Source organism: Trinickia sp. NRRL B-1857 (assembly GCF_050470685.1).
In the GTDB taxonomy this organism is placed as follows: Bacteria; Pseudomonadota; Gammaproteobacteria; order Burkholderiales; family Burkholderiaceae; genus Trinickia.
Genome location: NZ_JBFLUK010000011.1, coordinates 44013 through 60175 on the forward strand (window position 1 = coordinate 44013; position 16163 = coordinate 60175).

16 protein-coding genes are annotated in these 16163 nt (G+C 64.4%); all 16 read left to right on the forward strand.

What is annotated here, in order from left to right; translation table 11 throughout:
• Nucleotides 1–344 precede the first annotated feature (344 nt).
• The 16 genes from AB1286_RS21260 to AB1286_RS21335 all read left to right on the forward strand — a co-directional run bounded on the left by AB1286_RS21260 (nt 345) and on the right by AB1286_RS21335 (nt 16146).
• Nucleotides 345–1085, forward strand: coding sequence for a sterol desaturase family protein (locus AB1286_RS21260; RefSeq protein WP_430365232.1), 741 nt, complete (start codon nt 345–347; stop codon nt 1083–1085).
• A 118-nt stretch (nt 1086–1203) separates the two neighbouring features.
• On the forward strand, nt 1204–1941 hold the full coding sequence (locus AB1286_RS21265; protein WP_430365233.1) for a methyltransferase domain-containing protein: 738 nt from the start codon (nt 1204–1206) through the stop codon (nt 1939–1941).
• The gene (locus tag AB1286_RS21270) at nt 1929–2888 is read left to right on the forward strand and encodes a class I SAM-dependent methyltransferase (RefSeq protein WP_430365234.1); all 960 of its coding nucleotides are present in this window, start codon (nt 1929–1931) and stop codon (nt 2886–2888) included. The genes AB1286_RS21265 and AB1286_RS21270 overlap by 13 nt, the downstream gene beginning before the upstream one ends.
• Entirely contained in the window at nt 2885–4024 is a 1140-nt protein-coding gene (locus tag AB1286_RS21275) for a M50 family metallopeptidase (protein ID WP_430365235.1), read from the forward strand. Before AB1286_RS21270 ends, AB1286_RS21275 begins: the two co-directional genes overlap by 4 nt.
• Before the next feature lie 18 nt (nt 4025–4042).
• A complete protein-coding gene (locus tag AB1286_RS21280) occupies nt 4043–4216 on the forward strand; it encodes a hypothetical protein (protein ID WP_430365236.1) in 174 nt (57 codons plus the stop codon).
• Nucleotides 4217–4304: 88 nt separating this feature from the next.
• Nucleotides 4305–5237 (forward strand): DUF692 domain-containing protein, encoded by a 933-nt coding sequence (locus AB1286_RS21285; protein WP_430365237.1) that lies wholly within the window; start codon nt 4305–4307, stop codon nt 5235–5237.
• Between the two features lie 2 nt (nt 5238–5239).
• Nucleotides 5240–6091 carry a hypothetical protein gene (locus AB1286_RS21290; RefSeq protein ID WP_430365238.1) on the forward strand — a complete coding sequence of 284 codons (852 nt, stop codon included), beginning with the start codon at nt 5240–5242 and terminating at the stop codon, nt 6089–6091.
• A 2-nt stretch (nt 6092–6093) separates the two neighbouring features.
• Complete coding sequence (locus AB1286_RS21295; protein WP_430365239.1) at nt 6094–8595, forward strand: lantibiotic dehydratase; 2502 nt, start codon at nt 6094–6096, stop codon at nt 8593–8595.
• The gene (locus AB1286_RS21300) at nt 8592–8921 is read left to right on the forward strand and encodes a DHCW motif cupin fold protein (protein WP_430365240.1); all 330 of its coding nucleotides are present in this window, start codon (nt 8592–8594) and stop codon (nt 8919–8921) included. The genes AB1286_RS21295 and AB1286_RS21300 overlap by 4 nt, the downstream gene beginning before the upstream one ends.
• Nucleotides 8922–9018: 97 nt before the next feature.
• Nucleotides 9019–10695 (forward strand): AMP-binding protein, encoded by a 1677-nt coding sequence (locus tag AB1286_RS21305; protein ID WP_430365241.1) that lies wholly within the window; start codon nt 9019–9021, stop codon nt 10693–10695.
• A gap of 36 nt (nt 10696–10731) precedes the next feature.
• Nucleotides 10732–11898, forward strand: a complete 1167-nt coding sequence (gene prpC, locus AB1286_RS21310) for a bifunctional 2-methylcitrate synthase/citrate synthase (protein WP_430365242.1) — start codon at nt 10732–10734, stop codon at nt 11896–11898.
• A 26-nt stretch (nt 11899–11924) separates the two neighbouring features.
• Nucleotides 11925–12752: a c-type cytochrome gene (locus tag AB1286_RS21315; protein ID WP_430365243.1), complete on the forward strand. Its 828-nt coding sequence runs from the start codon at nt 11925–11927 to the stop codon at nt 12750–12752.
• A 7-nt stretch (nt 12753–12759) separates the two neighbouring features.
• Nucleotides 12760–13422 carry a chromate transporter gene (locus AB1286_RS21320; protein ID WP_430365244.1) on the forward strand — a complete coding sequence of 221 codons (663 nt, stop codon included), beginning with the start codon at nt 12760–12762 and terminating at the stop codon, nt 13420–13422.
• A complete protein-coding gene (locus AB1286_RS21325; protein ID WP_430365245.1) occupies nt 13419–13958 on the forward strand; it encodes a chromate transporter in 540 nt (179 codons plus the stop codon). The genes AB1286_RS21320 and AB1286_RS21325 overlap by 4 nt, the downstream gene beginning before the upstream one ends.
• Before the next feature lie 52 nt (nt 13959–14010).
• A complete protein-coding gene (locus tag AB1286_RS21330) occupies nt 14011–15141 on the forward strand; it encodes a 3-deoxy-7-phosphoheptulonate synthase (protein WP_430365246.1) in 1131 nt (376 codons plus the stop codon).
• Nucleotides 15142–15165: 24 nt separating this feature from the next.
• Nucleotides 15166–16146: an extracellular solute-binding protein gene (locus AB1286_RS21335; protein WP_430365247.1), complete on the forward strand. Its 981-nt coding sequence runs from the start codon at nt 15166–15168 to the stop codon at nt 16144–16146.
• Nucleotides 16147–16163: the final 17 nt, after the last annotated feature.

Here is a 16163-nt window from a genome sequence, read left to right on the forward strand (position 1 = left end):
AACAATATTGCAAGCCGGGCAAGCATCTTGCGCCCAAAATCGTTAATGTTTATTGTAGCTGCGCATATGCTTATCAGTTCTGCGTATAACAAAGATTCCAAGGGTTGCAGAAAATCTCGCCGTTGATTCCGGCGGTGAGCTGTCGCACGGTCTGGCGGCAGCCGAGAATGGCAACGTTTTCTTTCTAAATGCACCGGCGTGGCCTGAAGGGGGATATTTTGAAATCCTTGCTGCCTCACACGATCAGCATGTCATTGATTGTTGCGGTCGGAGTCTTTGTGGCCTTCTTTATTATCGAAAGAATCTTTCCTCGAATTATCTTCGAGGGAAATAAGCGTGACCGTTTGATCAATAATTTTGGTCTGGGCATAACGTATAAGCTGATATTTTCGCCGATGGTCATTGCGCCGCTCGTGCTCTATATCGTGCGCGATGTCCCGTATCGCTTGCATCGGCCGGATTGGTATCACGGCGCGCTTGCGCTCTTCATCGATTTCCTGATCCTCGATCTCACGCATTTCCTGCAACACATGCTTGCGCACCGCATTCCGTTGCTGTGGCGCTTCCATGCCGTTCATCACATCGACGAGCATCTGGACGTGACGACGGGTATCCGCAATCACTTCGCGGAGAAGTTCTTCGCGCTGGCCACGAAGCTGCCCGTACTGTTCTTGCTGGCCGTGCCGCCGGAGACCGTCGGGGCGTACGAAGCATTCGTGTTTTGCTACGGCGTCTTCCACCATAGCAACATCCGTCTGCCCGACCGGCTCGAGCAGTGGCTTGGCAAGGTGTTCGTGACGCCGCTTTATCACAACATCCATCACGGCCGCACGCAGAACTTCACCGACTCGAATTACGGCGCCATCCTCAGCGTGTGGGACTACTTCACCAGAACGCGCTGCCCCGTGACGCGCCGTCCGCCCGGGTTCACGAACGGGCTCGACGAGCATCCCGACTACTCGCTCGCCGGGCTCCACCTGCTGCCGCTGCTGCCGATCAGCGTGAAGAACTGGGGCGACGTGTGGTTCGGCGGCAAACGCAGCCGCAGCGGTCAGCGCGACATCAGCATTCAACCGAATCCGTAACGCCCGGCCAATCGGTCTTCGCAGTCTCTCAAAGCCGTCTCGCGCCGCGCTCTTTCCGTAAGAACGCGGCAGGGGGCGTGCTGCCTCCGAAATCCAGCAGCAACGACAAAGGTTACGCATGGACACAAACCTGAAAATCGCCTCCGTCGGCGACTCGATCGTGACCGGCAACGCGGCATGGACGTTCGCCGGGGAAACGGCCAAGCACTTCGACGACCACGTGTCGAAATCGGTGCCGCGCTATGCGGAAGGGCACGAACTCATTGCGGAGATCAGCGACTTCTTCGTGAGCGCGCATTCGGTCTGCTACGAACTTGGCTGCTCAACGGGAGCGCTCACGCGCAAACTCGCGCGGCGCCACGGCCCCACGGCCAAATGGATCGGCATCGACGTCGAGCCCGACATGATCGCGCAAGCCCGTAAGACGGCCGCGAACGAAGTGGACCCGATGGCGAACGTGAATTTCCTCGTCGACGACATCAACCTGCATCCGTACGAGAAGAGCGATCTGATGGTCGCGTACTACACGGTGCAGTTCGTGCGCCCCCGGCTGCGTCAGACGCTCATCGACAAGGTCTACGAAAGCCTGAATTGGGGCGGTGCGTTCCTGCTGTTCGAGAAGGTGCGCGCGCCCGATGCGCGGTTCCAAGACATCTCGGTGGCGCTCTACAACGAATACAAGCTCAAGCAGGGCTACGACTGCGAGCAGATCATGCAAAAGACGCGCAGTTTAAAGGGCGTGCTCGAGCCGTTCTCGACGGCCGGCAATGTCGACATGCTCAAGCGTGCGGGCTTCAGCGACGTCGTGACCGTCTTTAAGCACATCTGCTTCGAAGGTTTCCTATGCATCAAGTGAGCGAATCGGAAACGGGCGCCGAGCAGCTCGATACGGTACGCGATTATCTGCGTGCCGTCGGCGTCGAGGACGACTACGCATGCGCCGACCAGCCGTGCGACGTCTGCGGCGGCACGCATTTCTCCACGCTCGTGGACGAGGTCGAAATCGGGCAGAGCCGGCGCTGGAAGCTGCCGGTCGTCATGTGCGACACGTGCGGCTTCGTCATGCAGAACCCGCGCTTCGAGCCCGAGTTTTATGACGCCTACTACCGCAAGCATTACCGTATGAATCTGTTCGGTGCAACCGAGCCCGAGCGGGCGTTCATGGTCGATCAACTGCGGCGCGGCGAACGACTGCTGCAATCGCTCGAGTCGTACCTGCCCGCCACGGGACGTCTGCTCGACGTCGGTTGCTCGGCGGGCGGCCTCATGGTGCCGTTCGCCAAGCGCGGCTGGGAAGTGCTCGGCACCGATCCCGACGCGGGCTACGCCGAATACGGCGCCCGCCATTTGAAGCTCAAGATCGAAACGGTCGGTGCCGAGGATATGGTGCTGCCCGACGCGCACTTCGATCTCGTCGTGATCACGGGCTCGCTCGAGCATGTGCATGACGTCAATCGCACGCTGGAACTCTGCCGTCGCGCGACGCGTGAAGGCGGGCTGCTGTTTATCGAAGGGCGCGCGCTGCTCGGCGGCGTGGAACTCGGTACCTTCAGCCATACGCATCGGCGCTATTTGACGTTGCGCAGCATCGGGCTCTTGATGCGTAAGCACGGTTGGGAGCCGGTCCTTTCGACGGACGAGCTCTTGACGGGACCCACGCGCCCCGGCGGGGTCTACGTGCTGGGCCGCGCGGGCGAGCCGATGAGCGCGGATGCGTTCGCGGCCGCGGTACGCGAAGGCGCGGCGGATGAGCAGGCCAAGATGCGCTCGACCGTCGCCACGCTGCCGGGAGCGCGCAGTTGAACCAGGAACTCGCCCAACGAATCGTGGGTGAATACACCCGCTTGCGCGAGGATCTCGACATCGAGACGCTCGTCGAGCCCGGGCAGCCGGAGCGCTTCGTGTTACGCGATCGTGTCTCGGAAGAGTCGTTCGTCCTCGGCAAGCGCGAACTGCTCGTCGCGCGCATGTTCGACGGAACATGTTCGATCGATCAGATCGTCGAGCGGCTACGCGAGGAACACGCCGTGCGCGCGTCGGCGGCGACCGTCAAGCAGTTCGAAGAGCGGATGCTCGCGCTCGGCATCTTGACCGATCCGTCGCGGCCGTCGGCCTCGCGCTCGGGCAAGCCGCGCTCGCAATCGGCCGGCATCACCTACGGCCCGTTCAAGCGCGTGCTGATGATCACGCTGTTTCGATTCGATCCGCACGACATGCTCGACGCCATGATGAGGCGCATGCCTTGGCTTGCGACGCGCACGGCGTTCGGCGCATTCGGCGTGATCGTCGCGGCGGCCTGCGTGATGCTCGGATTGAACGGGCGTGCGTTCGGGCGCGATCTAGTGACGGTGTATTCGACGGGCTTTGCGTGGATTCCGATTCACTACGCGATGGTGATCGCGTCGATCGTCGTGCACGAGTTCGGCCATGCGCTTGCATGCCGGGCTTATCGCGTTCGCGTGACGGAAATCGGAGTAGCCGTGTACGTCGTGATTGCGACGGGTTGGGCGTGGCCCGTGCAGCGGGAATGGAGTCGTCTCGACAAGACGGCTCGGGCCGTGACGATCTTCGCGGGCCCGTTCGCGAGTCTCATCTTTGCGGCGCTCGCCGTCTTCGTCTGGGAATGGGCAGCGCCGGGCAGCGCCGTCCGCTACGCGGCGACGGTCGCGATCGCCAGTCCGTCGCTCGCGCTGATCCCGACGCTGCTGCCCATCTTCAACGGCGACGGCTACCTGGCGATGACGGAGCTTTTGAATATGCCGCGGCTACGGCAGCGCTCGTTCTCGGCCTTTATGGCGCTCGTACGCGGACGACGCATGTCGCTCACGCGCCGCGAGACGCTGACTTATGCGGCCATGGTCATCGGCACACTCGGCGGCTGGCTCATTGTCTGGGCCAACGTCGCACGCATCGCGGTTTCGGCTTTTCAACCCCACTGACTGTTGACGGAGGATCTCATGAACGACACGACCGTTTCTCAAGAGCAAGGCCAAAGCGCAGCGGACACGCAAGCGAACGTCGCCCCGCAAGGCACGGGCGCATGCGAAAGCAAGCCGGCCGAGGCGCTGCAAGATTTCGAAGACTTCTCGCTCGACGATATCGAGGTCATCGAAAGCAAAGTATTCGCGTGATGCAGATCGCACGCCCCCGCGCCAACGCGTTTGTTGCCGCGTTGCGCAAGGCCAGCCCGGCCGGGGGCGTTCTTTTTTCGGAGCAATCATGACATTTGCGAAGCCGTCCGCCATCGGCGTCGGGCTGCAATACAACCCTGAGATCCTCGACTGGTTTCATTTCGAGGACATGGAAGTCGACGTGTTCGAAGTGCTGCTCGACAACCTGATGGGTCCGCTAGACGGTCCGTATCTGATGCGTCCCGCCGCGCGCGAGCAACTCGAAAAAATCCGCGGGCGCGGCCGGCTGCTCGCGCATTCGAACTATGGTTGCGACTTCGGCTTCGCGCCGCTCGAGGAAACGGCTGCGATCAGGCGCCACGTGCCGCTCGCCAAAGCGATCGATAGCCCGTGGGTGGCCAATCACTGCTTTTACGGCGACAACTCGTGGCTCGACATCTGGAGCAGCCCGGTCCAGTTTTCCACCGCCGAAATCGAACGCTGCGCCGCACGCGCCAAGGCCGTGCAAGAAGCGTACGGTATGCCGCTCGCGCACGAGAACGCCGCCTATTACATGCCGACGCCCGGCGCGCAAATGCGCGAGGCCGAATTCATGGCGCGGCTCGTGGAACGCTCGGGCACGTTCCTGCATCTCGATCTGCACAACATCTATACGAACTCGGTCAATCTGGCCGGGTTCTCTTGCGCCGACTACCTCGACACGATTCCGCTCGATCGCGTGATCGCGATTCACCTCGCGGGCGGCAGCTGGTATGGCGGCAGCTATCACGACTGGCACGACAGCAAGGTGCCCGAGCCCGTATGGGATCTGCTCGAAGAGGTGCTCTCGCGCGCCGATCCGGGGGCAGTGATCCTCGAATTCCAAGGCCAGGCGCACCACGACGGCACGCGCGTGCTGGGTCAATCCACGGCACAGGCCGATCACGACATGATCGCGGGCGACCTCGCCCGTGCGCGCGAAATCTGGAATCGCCATAAAGGCGCACCGCAAGAAATGTCGACGATGGCGGAGCAAGCATGAGCATGAACGCACAAACAGTTTGGCTCACGTGGCGCCGCATCATGTGCGAGCAGCCGCTGGCCGCCGCCGTCCTCGCGGGCCAGGTCGACGATCTGCAAGAGCGCTTCTCGCTGAACGACGACGAATACGCAGTCGCGCGCGAATACGCTCACGAAGCGTCGGGGGCACGCTGGTTCGTCGAGAACTATCGCTTTCGCATGCGCAACTCGTTCCTCAACGCGCTCGAAAACGGCGCGCCGCTGACGCTGCGTGCGTTGATGGCCGACGGTCACGACGTACGCGAGCTTGGCGCGCGGTTCTTGGACACGGTGGGCTGGCGCGACTACGGCCCCTTCGTCTACACCTACTGCGCCGAAGCGCTGGCCTTCCTGCGCAACGACGAGGAGGCCGTGCGCGTCGCCGGCATGGGCGATCTGATGGGACTCGAGCAAGCGGCGGTCACGATGCTGCGGCGCGTCGGGGCGCTAGGCGAATCGGCGCGCAACGCGGGTGCAACGGCAGCCCAAGCGGACGATGCGAGCGTCGTCTGGGTGCGGTCGCCGTATTGCGAACTCTACCGCTCGTCGACGCAGCTCGCGAAATGGCTGCGCGAGAAGGGCACGCTCGGGCGCGAGCCGTTGCCGGCGGTGCCGGGTGTCTATGTGGCGTACTACGTCGACGACGAGCGCACTCACCGCTTCGGCATGTTGCCCGAGCGCGCGGCGCAGATTTACGACGCGCTCGAGCAGCCGGCCGATCGCGCCGCGCTGAACGAGCGACTGATCGCGCGCGGCCATGCGCCGGTGACGGAGGCGGATGCGCGTGCGTTCGAGCTCTTGCGTCAGTGTCGAGCCATCGACGTTTCCGAGGGATAACCATGTCGCTCTCCTCGTTCTTCTGGATGCGCTCGGCCGGCTTTCCGATTAGTTGGCTCGAGCGCTTCGCCGTACGGCTCGATGAACAACAGGTCGCGCGTTTTCATGCGCTGACCGAATCGATCGAGGCGCGTATCGCCCGTATTCGCGAGGGCTTGCTGAAGGCCGGCTCGCCCGTGACGCTCAAGGTCGTGCGCAAGCTGACCGAGGGCATCCCGTTGACGGCAAAAGACTGGCCCGTCGATCAAACGGAACTGGCTGCCGCCGAACTCGAGCCGCTTTACGCCGAACGCGTCGAGCTCGCGCAACTTGGCGCCTCGCTCGAATCGAGCTTTGCGGCGGCCGCTACGCAGGCACGGGGCGCGCTGTTCGAAACGCTGCGCGATCCTTTGCTGCGCGAGGCCGTCTTTCTGTCGAATCCGAGCGCGCTCGAGCGTGTCGAGACGCTGGCCGAATGCTCGCCGGAACGCGTCGACAACCGGATGCGTCAGCGCTTGCGCTTGGCTTGGAGCTACGTGCAGCGGCTATGCGCGAAGAACGATACAACGAGTTTTTTCGGGCCGATCGCCTGGGGCGAATTCGCGCCGGCGGATGGTGTGGAGGCTCGGGCCTCTTCGTTCGACGTCACGTTCGGCGAAGGCGGCTGGATCGGGGAGCGGCGCACGTATTTCGAACATTGGGTGATCTCGCGCGTGGCGACGGCGATGTCGGAAGACCCTGTACTTGGCGAGACGCTGCCGATCTCGCTCTCGCCGGCATGCGCACTGATGGAAGGCGCGTTGCATGTGCCCGGCAATCGGCGCATCGCCGTCGACGGCGCACTGTTGGCCGTGCTCGACGAGCTCGAATCTCAGCGTGCGCATGGTATCAAACGTACGATGCTGCGTGAGCGTTGCGTCACGCGGGGCTTCACGGAACAGAGCGTCGATGCGGCTATCGACAGCGTGTTGGTCAAGGGCATCGCGTCGCGCGGGGTCCGTGTTGCCACGGGCCTTGCCGACCCGCTCGGCGCGTTGCGCGCCTACCTTGCGCATCTCGATGCGGGCCACCCGCGTACGCGCGTTTGGCGTGAATTGTTCGAGTCGCTTGAGCGCGAGCGGCAACGCTTCGCGACCGGCGCGCTTGACGAACGGCGCGCCGCGCTCGCCGATTGCGAGACGCTGCTGGCCGAGAACGGCATCGACGTGAGCCGCGAACAAGGCAAGATGTATGTGGGCCGCTTTCCGTTCTACGAGGATTGCGCGCGCAATGTGCGCGTGCGTATCGCCGGCGAGGTCAGGCGCGCGATCGATACCGAGCTCGTGCCGTTGATGGCGCTCTACGATCGCCTGGCCGGCGCGATCGCCACGCACGTTTCGGCCGCCTACGTGCGTATTCGCGCGAACGGCGACGTAGCGGTTCGGCACGACTTGTTGTCGTTCGCTCGCGAATTGCAGCGTCACCGCGTGACGGAAGAGACGGTTGCCGCGTTGCGGCCGCTGCTGCGTGCGGCATGGAGCAGCGTGGTGGCCGACAAACATCCGGTCGATGGAGAGATCGCGCTCGATACGGGTGACCTCGCCCGGCTCGTATCGGCGTTCGAGGAAGCGGGCCTGCGTGCAAACGGTCCGCAGCCGCTCGGCACGCGCGTGCACTCGCCCGATTTCCTGATTGCGGCCGCGAGCGTCGACGCGATCCGCGCAGGCCAGTTCGATCTTGTGATCGGCGAAGTGCATCCGACCGTGCATACGGTCTCGCAGCCCGTGGCGCAGCCCTTCTGTCCTTACCAGGACAGCGTGCGCGACGAGGTGCGCGATACGCTCGGCAATTCGCGGATGGTCGCAGCCGATTCCGACAGTACATACCAGCGTTCGCACATCGACTGGCTCGATGTCCCCGAGCTGTGGCAGGTCGAGATGCCTGGCGCAAGTGCGCGTGTGCCGGGCGAGCGGCGGGTACCGGCGGCGCGGCTCTCGCTGATCGAAAAGGACGGTACGCTGTTTGTGGAGGACCGCGTGAGCGGTCTCGTCGAGCACTTGTTGACGGTGCTGCCGGGCGATTTTCATCGTGCCGCATTCTCCTTGGCCGCCGACGTGCTTGGCGCGGGCATCGCCGAGCGCATCCGTCTGGGCCACACGATTCTCAAGCGCCGCACGTGGACGCTTACGGCAAGCGAGCTGCCGATCGCCGATCGCGTCGGCGAAAGCATGCCCGCATTCCTTACATGGCAGCGCTGGGCCAATGCACACGGGTTGCCGCGCCATATTTTCGTGAAGGCGGATACCGAGCCGAAGCCGGTGTTCGTCGACTTCGACTGTCCGCTCTCGCTCGATGCGCTAATCTCGGTTTCGGCGCGTGCGCAGACGCTCGGCGTCTCGGAGATGCTGCCCGCACCGCATCAGGTGTGGCTCGCCGACGAGCGCGGGGCATTCTGTGCGGAATTCCGCACGTCGATCGTCGGCAGTGCCGGCGACGAAGGCGCACCCGTCCATTCCCTCCAACAACACGAAGAAGCATTCCCATGAAGATGAACGAAATTCCGTTCGGCGTGACCGACTGGTCGGGCGTCGAGCGTACGGAACACAAAGGCGAAACGGGTATGGCGTACTGGCGCACGCGTCAATTCGGCGACATTCGCGTGCGTGAGGTCGAGTACACGGCGGGCTATCTGGCCGACCACTGGTGCTCGAAAGGCCACATCCTCTACGTGCTCGAAGGCGAACTCGACACCGAACTCGACGACGGCCGGCGTTTCACGTTGAAGGCAGGCCAGAGCTATCAGGTCGCCGACAACGCCGAGCCGCATCGCTCGCGTACGGAAACCGGCGCGAGACTGTTCATCGTCGACTGACCGACCTAACCGACGTAACCGACCTGACCGGCGGCCCTCGTTCGAGGGCCTCATCCAAGACCACCGCTTCGCAGCGTTCGATCCACGGAGAAGCATCATGAGCGACAGCCAGACCGATTTGCCGCGCCGTGACGCGAATTTCGCCGCGCTCACGCCGCTCGACTACATCGCGCGCGCAGCGCAGGTGCACGGCGACAGACCGGCAATCGTGCACGGACCGGTGCGGCGCAACTGGCGCGATACCTACGCTCGCACGCGGCGTCTCGCCAGCGCGCTTGGACAGGCCGGTGTCGAACGTGGCGACGTGGTGGCGGTATTGATGCCGAATACGCCGGCGATGGTCGAGGCGCACTTCGGCGTGCCGATGGCGGGCGCGGTGTTGGCCGCGCTCAACTACCGGCTCGAAGCTGCATCGCTCGTCTATATGCTCGAGCATTCGGGAGCCAAGCTGCTGCTCGTCGATGCGGAGTTCGCGGCGCGCGCGCTTGAGATCGAAGCCGCCTGCCCGAACGTGCGTGTGATCGTCGACGTCGACCCTGTGGCGCCGGGCGCGTTCTCGCTCGATCGCATGCGCGGCTGGACCACTTACGAGGATTTTCTCGCCGGCGGCGATCCGGACTTCGCGTGGCTGCGCCCGCTCGACGAGTGGGATGCGATTGCGCTGAACTACACGTCGGGCACGACCGGCAAACCGAAGGGGGTGGTGCTCCATCATCGCGGCGCCGCGCTCAGTGCGCTTAGCATCGTGCTCGATTGGAACATGCCGATGCACCCGGTGTACCTCTGGACGCTGCCGCTCTTTCACTGCAACGGCTGGAGCTGTGCATGGGCACTCGCCGCGCGGGCCGGGGTGAACGTGTGCCTGCGGCGCGTGGATGCGGCGCTCGTCGTCGATCTGATCTGCAACGAACGCGTCACGCACTATTGCGGCGCACCGATCGTGCAGACGCTGCTCGCGGACGAGATCGACGCGCGGCTCGAGGCGTGGCATGCGCGCAGCACGCGAGCGGTGCATGCGTTGCTGGCCGGCGCGGCGCCGTCGCCGACGTTGATCAAGCGGCTCGAAACGCTGGGCATCGTCCCGTCGCACGGTTACGGGCTGACGGAGACCTACGGGCCGGCCGCGATCTGCGTACCGCGCGACGAATGGGACGCGCTCGATCCCGCGGAGCGCGCCGCGAAGCGCGCTCGCCAAGGCGTCGCTTACCAATTGCAGCTGGGCCTCTCGGTCCGGCATCCCGAGACGCTCGAACCGGTGCCCGCCGACGGCACGACGATCGGCGAATTGATGTTTCGCGGCAACCTGTGCATGAAGGGCTATCTCGGCAACCTCGAGGCGACCGACAAGGCGCTTGCGGACGGATGGTTCCACACCGGCGATCTAGCCGTGCAGTGGCCCGACGGCTATGTGCAGATCAAGGACCGCAGCAAGGACATCATCATTTCGGGCGGAGAGAACATCTCCAGTATCGACGTCGAAAATGCGCTCTATCAGCACCCCGCCGTCAGTGCGGTGGCCGTCGTCGCGATGCGCGACGAGAAGTGGGGCGAGGTGCCGTGCGCGTTCGTCGAGACGCGCCCCGATATGCAGGTGACCGCCGACGAATTGATCGCGCACTGTCGTACGAGGCTGGCGGGCTTCAAGATGCCGAAGGCGATCCGCTTCGAGCCGTTGCCCAAGACGTCGACGGGCAAGATCCAAAAACACGAACTACGCGCGCGGCTCACGGCCGTGCCGCGCGAAGACGTTGCCGAGACTTCCGTTTCCACTTAGTCATCAAGCCAGCATCAAAAACAAGGAGAACCCACGATGGATGAGCGTGCGATTGCATCGGAGCCCGTTGGCTTCAAGCCCAAGAAGTCCGTTGCGCTGTCAGGCGTAGTGGTCGGCGATTCGCGCCTGTGCACGGTGGGCCGCGCGGGCAACGACTTGCACTATCGCGGCTACGACATTCTCGACGTCGCCGACGTGTGCCAATTCGAAGAGATTGCGCACTTGCTCGTGCACGGCAGGCTGCCGAACCGGGTCGAGCTCGCGGCCTACAAAGCCAAGCTCAAGTCGCTGCGCGGCCTGCCGGCGGCGGTCAAGGAAGCGCTCGAGGCCACGCCGGCCGGCGCACACCCCCTCGACGTCTTGCGCACGGGCGTATCGGTCCTCGGCACGGTGCTCCCCGAAAAGGACGACCATGGGATCTCGGGCACGCGCGACATCGCCGACCGCTTGATGGCGTCGCTCGGTTCGATGATGCTCTATTGGTTTCACTTCAGCCAAAACGGCCGGCGCATCGACGTCGAGACCGACGACGACTCGATCAGCGGCCATTTCCTGCACTTGCTGCATGGCCGCCCCGCGCCGCAGTCGTGGGTGCGCGCGTTGCATACGTCGTTCAACCTGTATGCCGAGCACGAATTCAACGCATCGACGTTTACGGCGCGCGTGATTGCCAGCACGGGTTCCGATTTCTATTCGGCCATCACGGGTGCGATCGGCGCGCTGCGCGGGCCTAAGCACGGCTGCGCGAACGAAGTTGCGTTCAAGATTCAAAAGCGCTACGAGACGCCTGACGAAGCCGAGGAAGACATCCGTCGCCGGATCGAGAAGAAGGAAGTCATCATCGGCTTCGGCCATCCCGTCTACTCGGTGGCCGATCCGCGCCATCAGGTGATCCGCTCTGTCGCCGATCGCCTATCGAACGAATCGGGCAACCGCAAGATGTTCGAGATCGCCGAGCGCATCATGCACGTGATGCGCGACTCGAAGAAGATGTTCCCGAACATGGACTGGTTCTCGGCGATTGCTTATAACCAGATGGGCGTGCCCACGGCGATGTTTACGCCTATTTTTGCTATCGCACGTACGTCGGGCTGGAGCGCGCATGTGATCGAGCAGCGCATCGACAATAAGATCATCCGCCCGAGCGCGAACTACGTCGGCCCTGACAATCAGGCCTTCGTGCCGCTCGATGCGCGTCCTTGAAAAAAATCGACGGGAGGAGATTCTCGATGAAATCGAAGCGAAAGCATGCCTCGATGCTCGCGCTGGCCGCCATGCTGTCGGCATGGGCTGCCGGTGCGGCGTTCGGCGCCGACGACCTCGACGCACGTATCGCGGCACTGCCGCCGGGGCCCGATACCGATGCGATCGTGCTCGGGCGCAACATCACGTTCGACACGCCGCACTATGCACCGGGCCATGTGTCCGGCAATGCGATATCGTGTGCGAGCTGCCATATCGGCGGCGGCATCCAGGCCGAGGCATCGCCGTGGGGCGGCATCAACGGGGTCATGCCGTCGTACAGCGGCCGCAGCGCGACCGTCGAATCGCTGTCGCAGCGGATCAATAACTGCTTCGTGCGCTCGGAGAACGGCACGCCGCTCGCGTTCGATTCGCGCGAGATGAACGGCTTGCTCGCCTACATGTCCTTTCTGTCGCGCGGCGTGAAGTCCGGCGACTTCGTGCCGGGCCGCGGCATGGGCAAGATCGCGAACATCTCGAAGATGACGCCCGACCGGGTGCACGGCCAAGCCGTCTATACCCAGCAGTGCGCATCGTGTCACGGCGCGAACGGCGAGGGTTTGCAGGCAGGCGGGACGTTCTCGATTCCGCCGCTGTGGGGCGATGCGTCGTACAACATCGGCGCGAGCATGGCGCGGCTCAGTCCGGCTGCGGCGTTCATCAAGCACAACATGCCGCTCGGCAGAGGCGGTTCGCTGACCGATCAGGAAGCGGTCGACGTGGCGGCCTACGTCACGCAACAACCGCGTCCCGATTACCCGCCCAAAGTCGACGATTGGCCCAAGGGCGGCAAGCCTTCGGACGCCCGCTACTGAGGACGCGATGCGAGCCGAGAGCACTGCCCCCAATCTGAGTACGCTCGCCGAGCCCGGCGTGTCGTCGCACGAGCGTGTGCCGGCGCCCGTTTCGGCGGCTTCGCTGTTCGTCGCATTCGCCATGATCGGCTTGTGCGGCTTCGGCGGCATCCTGCCATGGGCGAGGCGCACGCTCGTCGATACGAAGGCGTGGCTGACGGACCAGGAGTTCACCGAACTGCTCGGCTTCGCTCAAGTGCTCCCGGGCGCGAACGGAACGCACCTCGCCGTCATGTTCGGGGCGCGACGGTATGGCTGGCGCGGCGCCTTGGCGGCCGTCACGGGCCTCCTGATTCCGCCGTTCGTGATCCTGATCGCGCTCGCGCTGCTGTATCGCTGGTACGGCAAGCTGCCCGAGGTGCACGGTGCGCTCAAGGGGATGGCTGCCGTGGCCGCGGGCCTCAGTATCGAGACCGGCCTGCGCCTGGCGCGCGCGCTGACGCGTCGCCTGCACGTCGTCGTGCTCGGTTTGCTGCCGTTCGTTGCGATTGCCGTGCTGCATCTGCCGCTCGTGTACGTGATGCTCGTGCTGGTCCCCGTGGCGATCGTTTGCGAGGTGGCGATGCGCAAGCATGCGAGCTGGACGGCGCGCCGCGTAGACGGCGGCAAGCGCAATGGGAGCGCGTCATGAACCTGAGCCTGACTCGCGTGTTGGCGCTGCATTTCTTCCTGATCTCGATCATCGCGTTCGGCGGCGCGGGTGCCGTGCTGCCGGAGATGCATCGTTTTCTCGTCGACGATCTTCGCTTGATGACCGATCAGGACTTCATCGCGCTGAACGCGCTCGCCCAAGCGGCTCCGGGGCCGAACGTGCAGATCGTGGCGATGTACGGCTTCTGGGTGGCAAGCTTGCCCGGCGCGCTGGCTTCGATCTTCGCGATGTGCGGACCTACGTCGCTGCTCGCGTTCGCCGTCGAGACCCTCGGCGCGCGCCACAGCGGCACGGAGTGGCACAAGCTGATTCGCCGTTCGCTGGCGCCGCTGACCGTAGGTCTCGTGCTGGCGACAGGCTGGCTGCTGTCGGTCGGCGCCTCGCACATGGACGATCGCTGGGTGCGCACACTGCTGCTCACGGCCGTGGCGACGGGCGTCGCGATAACGCGGCGGCTCAATCCGATTTATCTCATCGCGGCGGGCTGCTTGCTCGGCGCCGTGGGGCTCGTTTGACCCGACTCCGGCGTAAATGCGCCGCATTCAACGATCGTGGAGGACCGAGTAAGTGAACGAAGACCTTCATCAGAACGGCGCCTATTACGGCGGACAGATCGCGCATGTCGCGCCCCTGCCGTCGCCTGCCGAGCTGTCGACGGTGTTGCCCGGTGCGGCGGCCGGCGACACCGTGGAGCGGGCTCGGCGCGCACTTGGTGCGATTGTCGCGCGCGACGACGATCGTTTGGCCCTTGTCGTCGGACCCTGTTCGATCCACGACGTCGACGCCGCACTCGTCTATGCGGAGAAGATCGCGGCGCTGCGCCGCGTGTATGCGGACGACGTCGAAATCGTCATGCGTACGTATTTCGAGAAGCCGCGCACGATCGACGGATGGAAAGGCTTGCTCAACGATCCGTTGCTCGACGGTAGCAGCGACGTGCGCCTGGGACTGCGGCTCGCGCGGCGCTTGCTCATCGACATCAATCTGCTGGGGGTGCCGGCGGCCACCGAATTCCTCGAACCGGCGGCCACGCATTTCTTGAGCGATCTCATCGCGTGGGGCGCGATCGGCGCGCGCACGACCGAGTCGCAGATTCATCGCCAGATCGCCTCGGGGCTGCCGTGCCCGATCGGCTTTAAGAACGGCACCGACGGCAACGTCACGATCGCCGCCGATGCGCTGAAGGCGGCGAGCCGTCCGCACCAGTTCCTCTCGGTCGCACCCGACGGCACGCTGGCCGCGATCGGCACGACGGGCAACGCCGCTTGCCATTTGGTGCTGCGCGGCGGCAAGGAGCCCAATTACGACGCGCAGAGCATCGCCGAGGCCTGCGCCGCGCTCGCACAACGCGGCTTGCCTGAGCGTGTGGTCATCGATGCCTCGCACGGCAATAGCCGCAAGCGCCACGCGAATCAACTCCTCGTTTGCGATTACTTGGCGCGGCTCGTCGGTGAGGGCAACGAAGCCGTCGTCGGCGTGATGATCGAATCGAATCTCGTCGACGGTCGTCAGGATCTGCGTATGGGCTGCGAACTCGTCTACGGGCAAAGCATCACCGACGCCTGCATCGGCTGGGCCGATACCGAGCGCGTGGTGGAACAGCTTGCTTCGGCGGTGCGCCGCCGGCGTATGGCGGTCCAAGCCCGGCGCGCAAGGCTCGGCAGCTTGGGAAACATAGAAACACTCGCTCACGCCTGAATGAACGTAGTTCGATCGATACCGATGAAACGAACCCTTGTACGACTTCTCAGTGCATGCTGCGTTGCGCTCGCCTGTGCGACGGCGGCGGCGGAAGCAAACGCATTGACCGTCTATAGCGTCGGCCCCGCGCCGCTCATTCGTCGGCTCGCGGCCGATTTCCGTCAGGAAACCGGCATCGAGGTCAACGTGTTTCAAGGGGATACGGGGCAAGTGCTCGCGCGTCTGGCCGATTCGAATGCGGCGCCGGCCGATGTCGTGATTCTCGGCTCGTGGGACACGGCGCTGGAGATGAGCCGGCGCGGCGAGTTGTTGCCGTATCGACCCGCCGGCTACGAACATATCGCCGACGCTTATCGGACGCCGCAGTTCGTGGCGCAGGGCGTGGCGACGCTCGCGCTCGTATGGCGTGTCGACAGCGGCACGCCGCGGCCCGCGGACTGGGGCGATCTCGTCGCGCCGGCCTATCGCGACCGGATCGGGACGGTCGATCCCGCGCAGTCGGGCTCGACGCTCGATCTTATCTCGGCGCTCGACGCGCAGCACGGCATCGATATCTGGGCTCTGCTCGCCGCGCTGCGCGAGAACGGCCTCACGCCCTCCGGTTCGAACGCGCAGGCCATGGATGCCGTCCTCAAGGGCGGCAAGGCGGCCCTGTTCGCGGTAGCCGATCACACGGCGCTCGAAGACAAAGCGCACGGCGCACCGATCGACGTGATCTTCCCGCGTTCGGGCACGATCGCGACCGCGCGCCCGATGATGATCATGAAGCAGTCGCAGGATGTGCGCGATGCTAAGCGCTTCGTCGACTTCGTGCTGTCGCGCAAAGGGCAGCAGGACGTCGCCGACGAATTCATCATTCCCGCCCGCGACGACGTGGCGGCGGCGCGCCCCGGGCTCGACGCGATCAAGCTGCTGCCCGCGCCGACGGCTCCCGCGGACGGCGGCGGTGGCTCCAGCCGCGAGGCGGTGCTCAAGCGCTTTGCGGCGCTGTTTTCGAAGTAGCGCAACGGACGCGGGGA

What these genes read in the sequence shown, in the direction of transcription:
- AB1286_RS21265 (WP_430365233.1), top strand. Translation starts at nt 1,204, where the DNA reads ATGGACACAAACCTGAAAATCGCCTCCGTCGGCGACTCGATCGTGACC.
- AB1286_RS21315 (WP_430365243.1), top strand. Translation starts at nt 11,925, where the DNA reads ATGAAATCGAAGCGAAAGCATGCCTCGATGCTCGCGCTGGCCGCCATG.
- AB1286_RS21320 (WP_430365244.1), top strand. Translation starts at nt 12,760, where the DNA reads ATGCGAGCCGAGAGCACTGCCCCCAATCTGAGTACGCTCGCCGAGCCC.
- AB1286_RS21295 (WP_430365239.1), top strand. Translation starts at nt 6,094, where the DNA reads ATGTCGCTCTCCTCGTTCTTCTGGATGCGCTCGGCCGGCTTTCCGATT.
- AB1286_RS21285 (WP_430365237.1), top strand. Translation starts at nt 4,305, where the DNA reads ATGACATTTGCGAAGCCGTCCGCCATCGGCGTCGGGCTGCAATACAAC.
- AB1286_RS21290 (WP_430365238.1), top strand. Translation starts at nt 5,240, where the DNA reads ATGAACGCACAAACAGTTTGGCTCACGTGGCGCCGCATCATGTGCGAG.
- prpC (WP_430365242.1), top strand. Translation starts at nt 10,732, where the DNA reads ATGGATGAGCGTGCGATTGCATCGGAGCCCGTTGGCTTCAAGCCCAAG.
- AB1286_RS21300 (WP_430365240.1), top strand. Translation starts at nt 8,592, where the DNA reads ATGAAGATGAACGAAATTCCGTTCGGCGTGACCGACTGGTCGGGCGTC.
- AB1286_RS21280 (WP_430365236.1), top strand. Translation starts at nt 4,043, where the DNA reads ATGAACGACACGACCGTTTCTCAAGAGCAAGGCCAAAGCGCAGCGGAC.
- AB1286_RS21335 (WP_430365247.1), top strand. Translation starts at nt 15,166, where the DNA reads ATGAAACGAACCCTTGTACGACTTCTCAGTGCATGCTGCGTTGCGCTC.
- AB1286_RS21325 (WP_430365245.1), top strand. Translation starts at nt 13,419, where the DNA reads ATGAACCTGAGCCTGACTCGCGTGTTGGCGCTGCATTTCTTCCTGATC.
- AB1286_RS21305 (WP_430365241.1), top strand. Translation starts at nt 9,019, where the DNA reads ATGAGCGACAGCCAGACCGATTTGCCGCGCCGTGACGCGAATTTCGCC.
- AB1286_RS21270 (WP_430365234.1), top strand. Translation starts at nt 1,929, where the DNA reads ATGCATCAAGTGAGCGAATCGGAAACGGGCGCCGAGCAGCTCGATACG.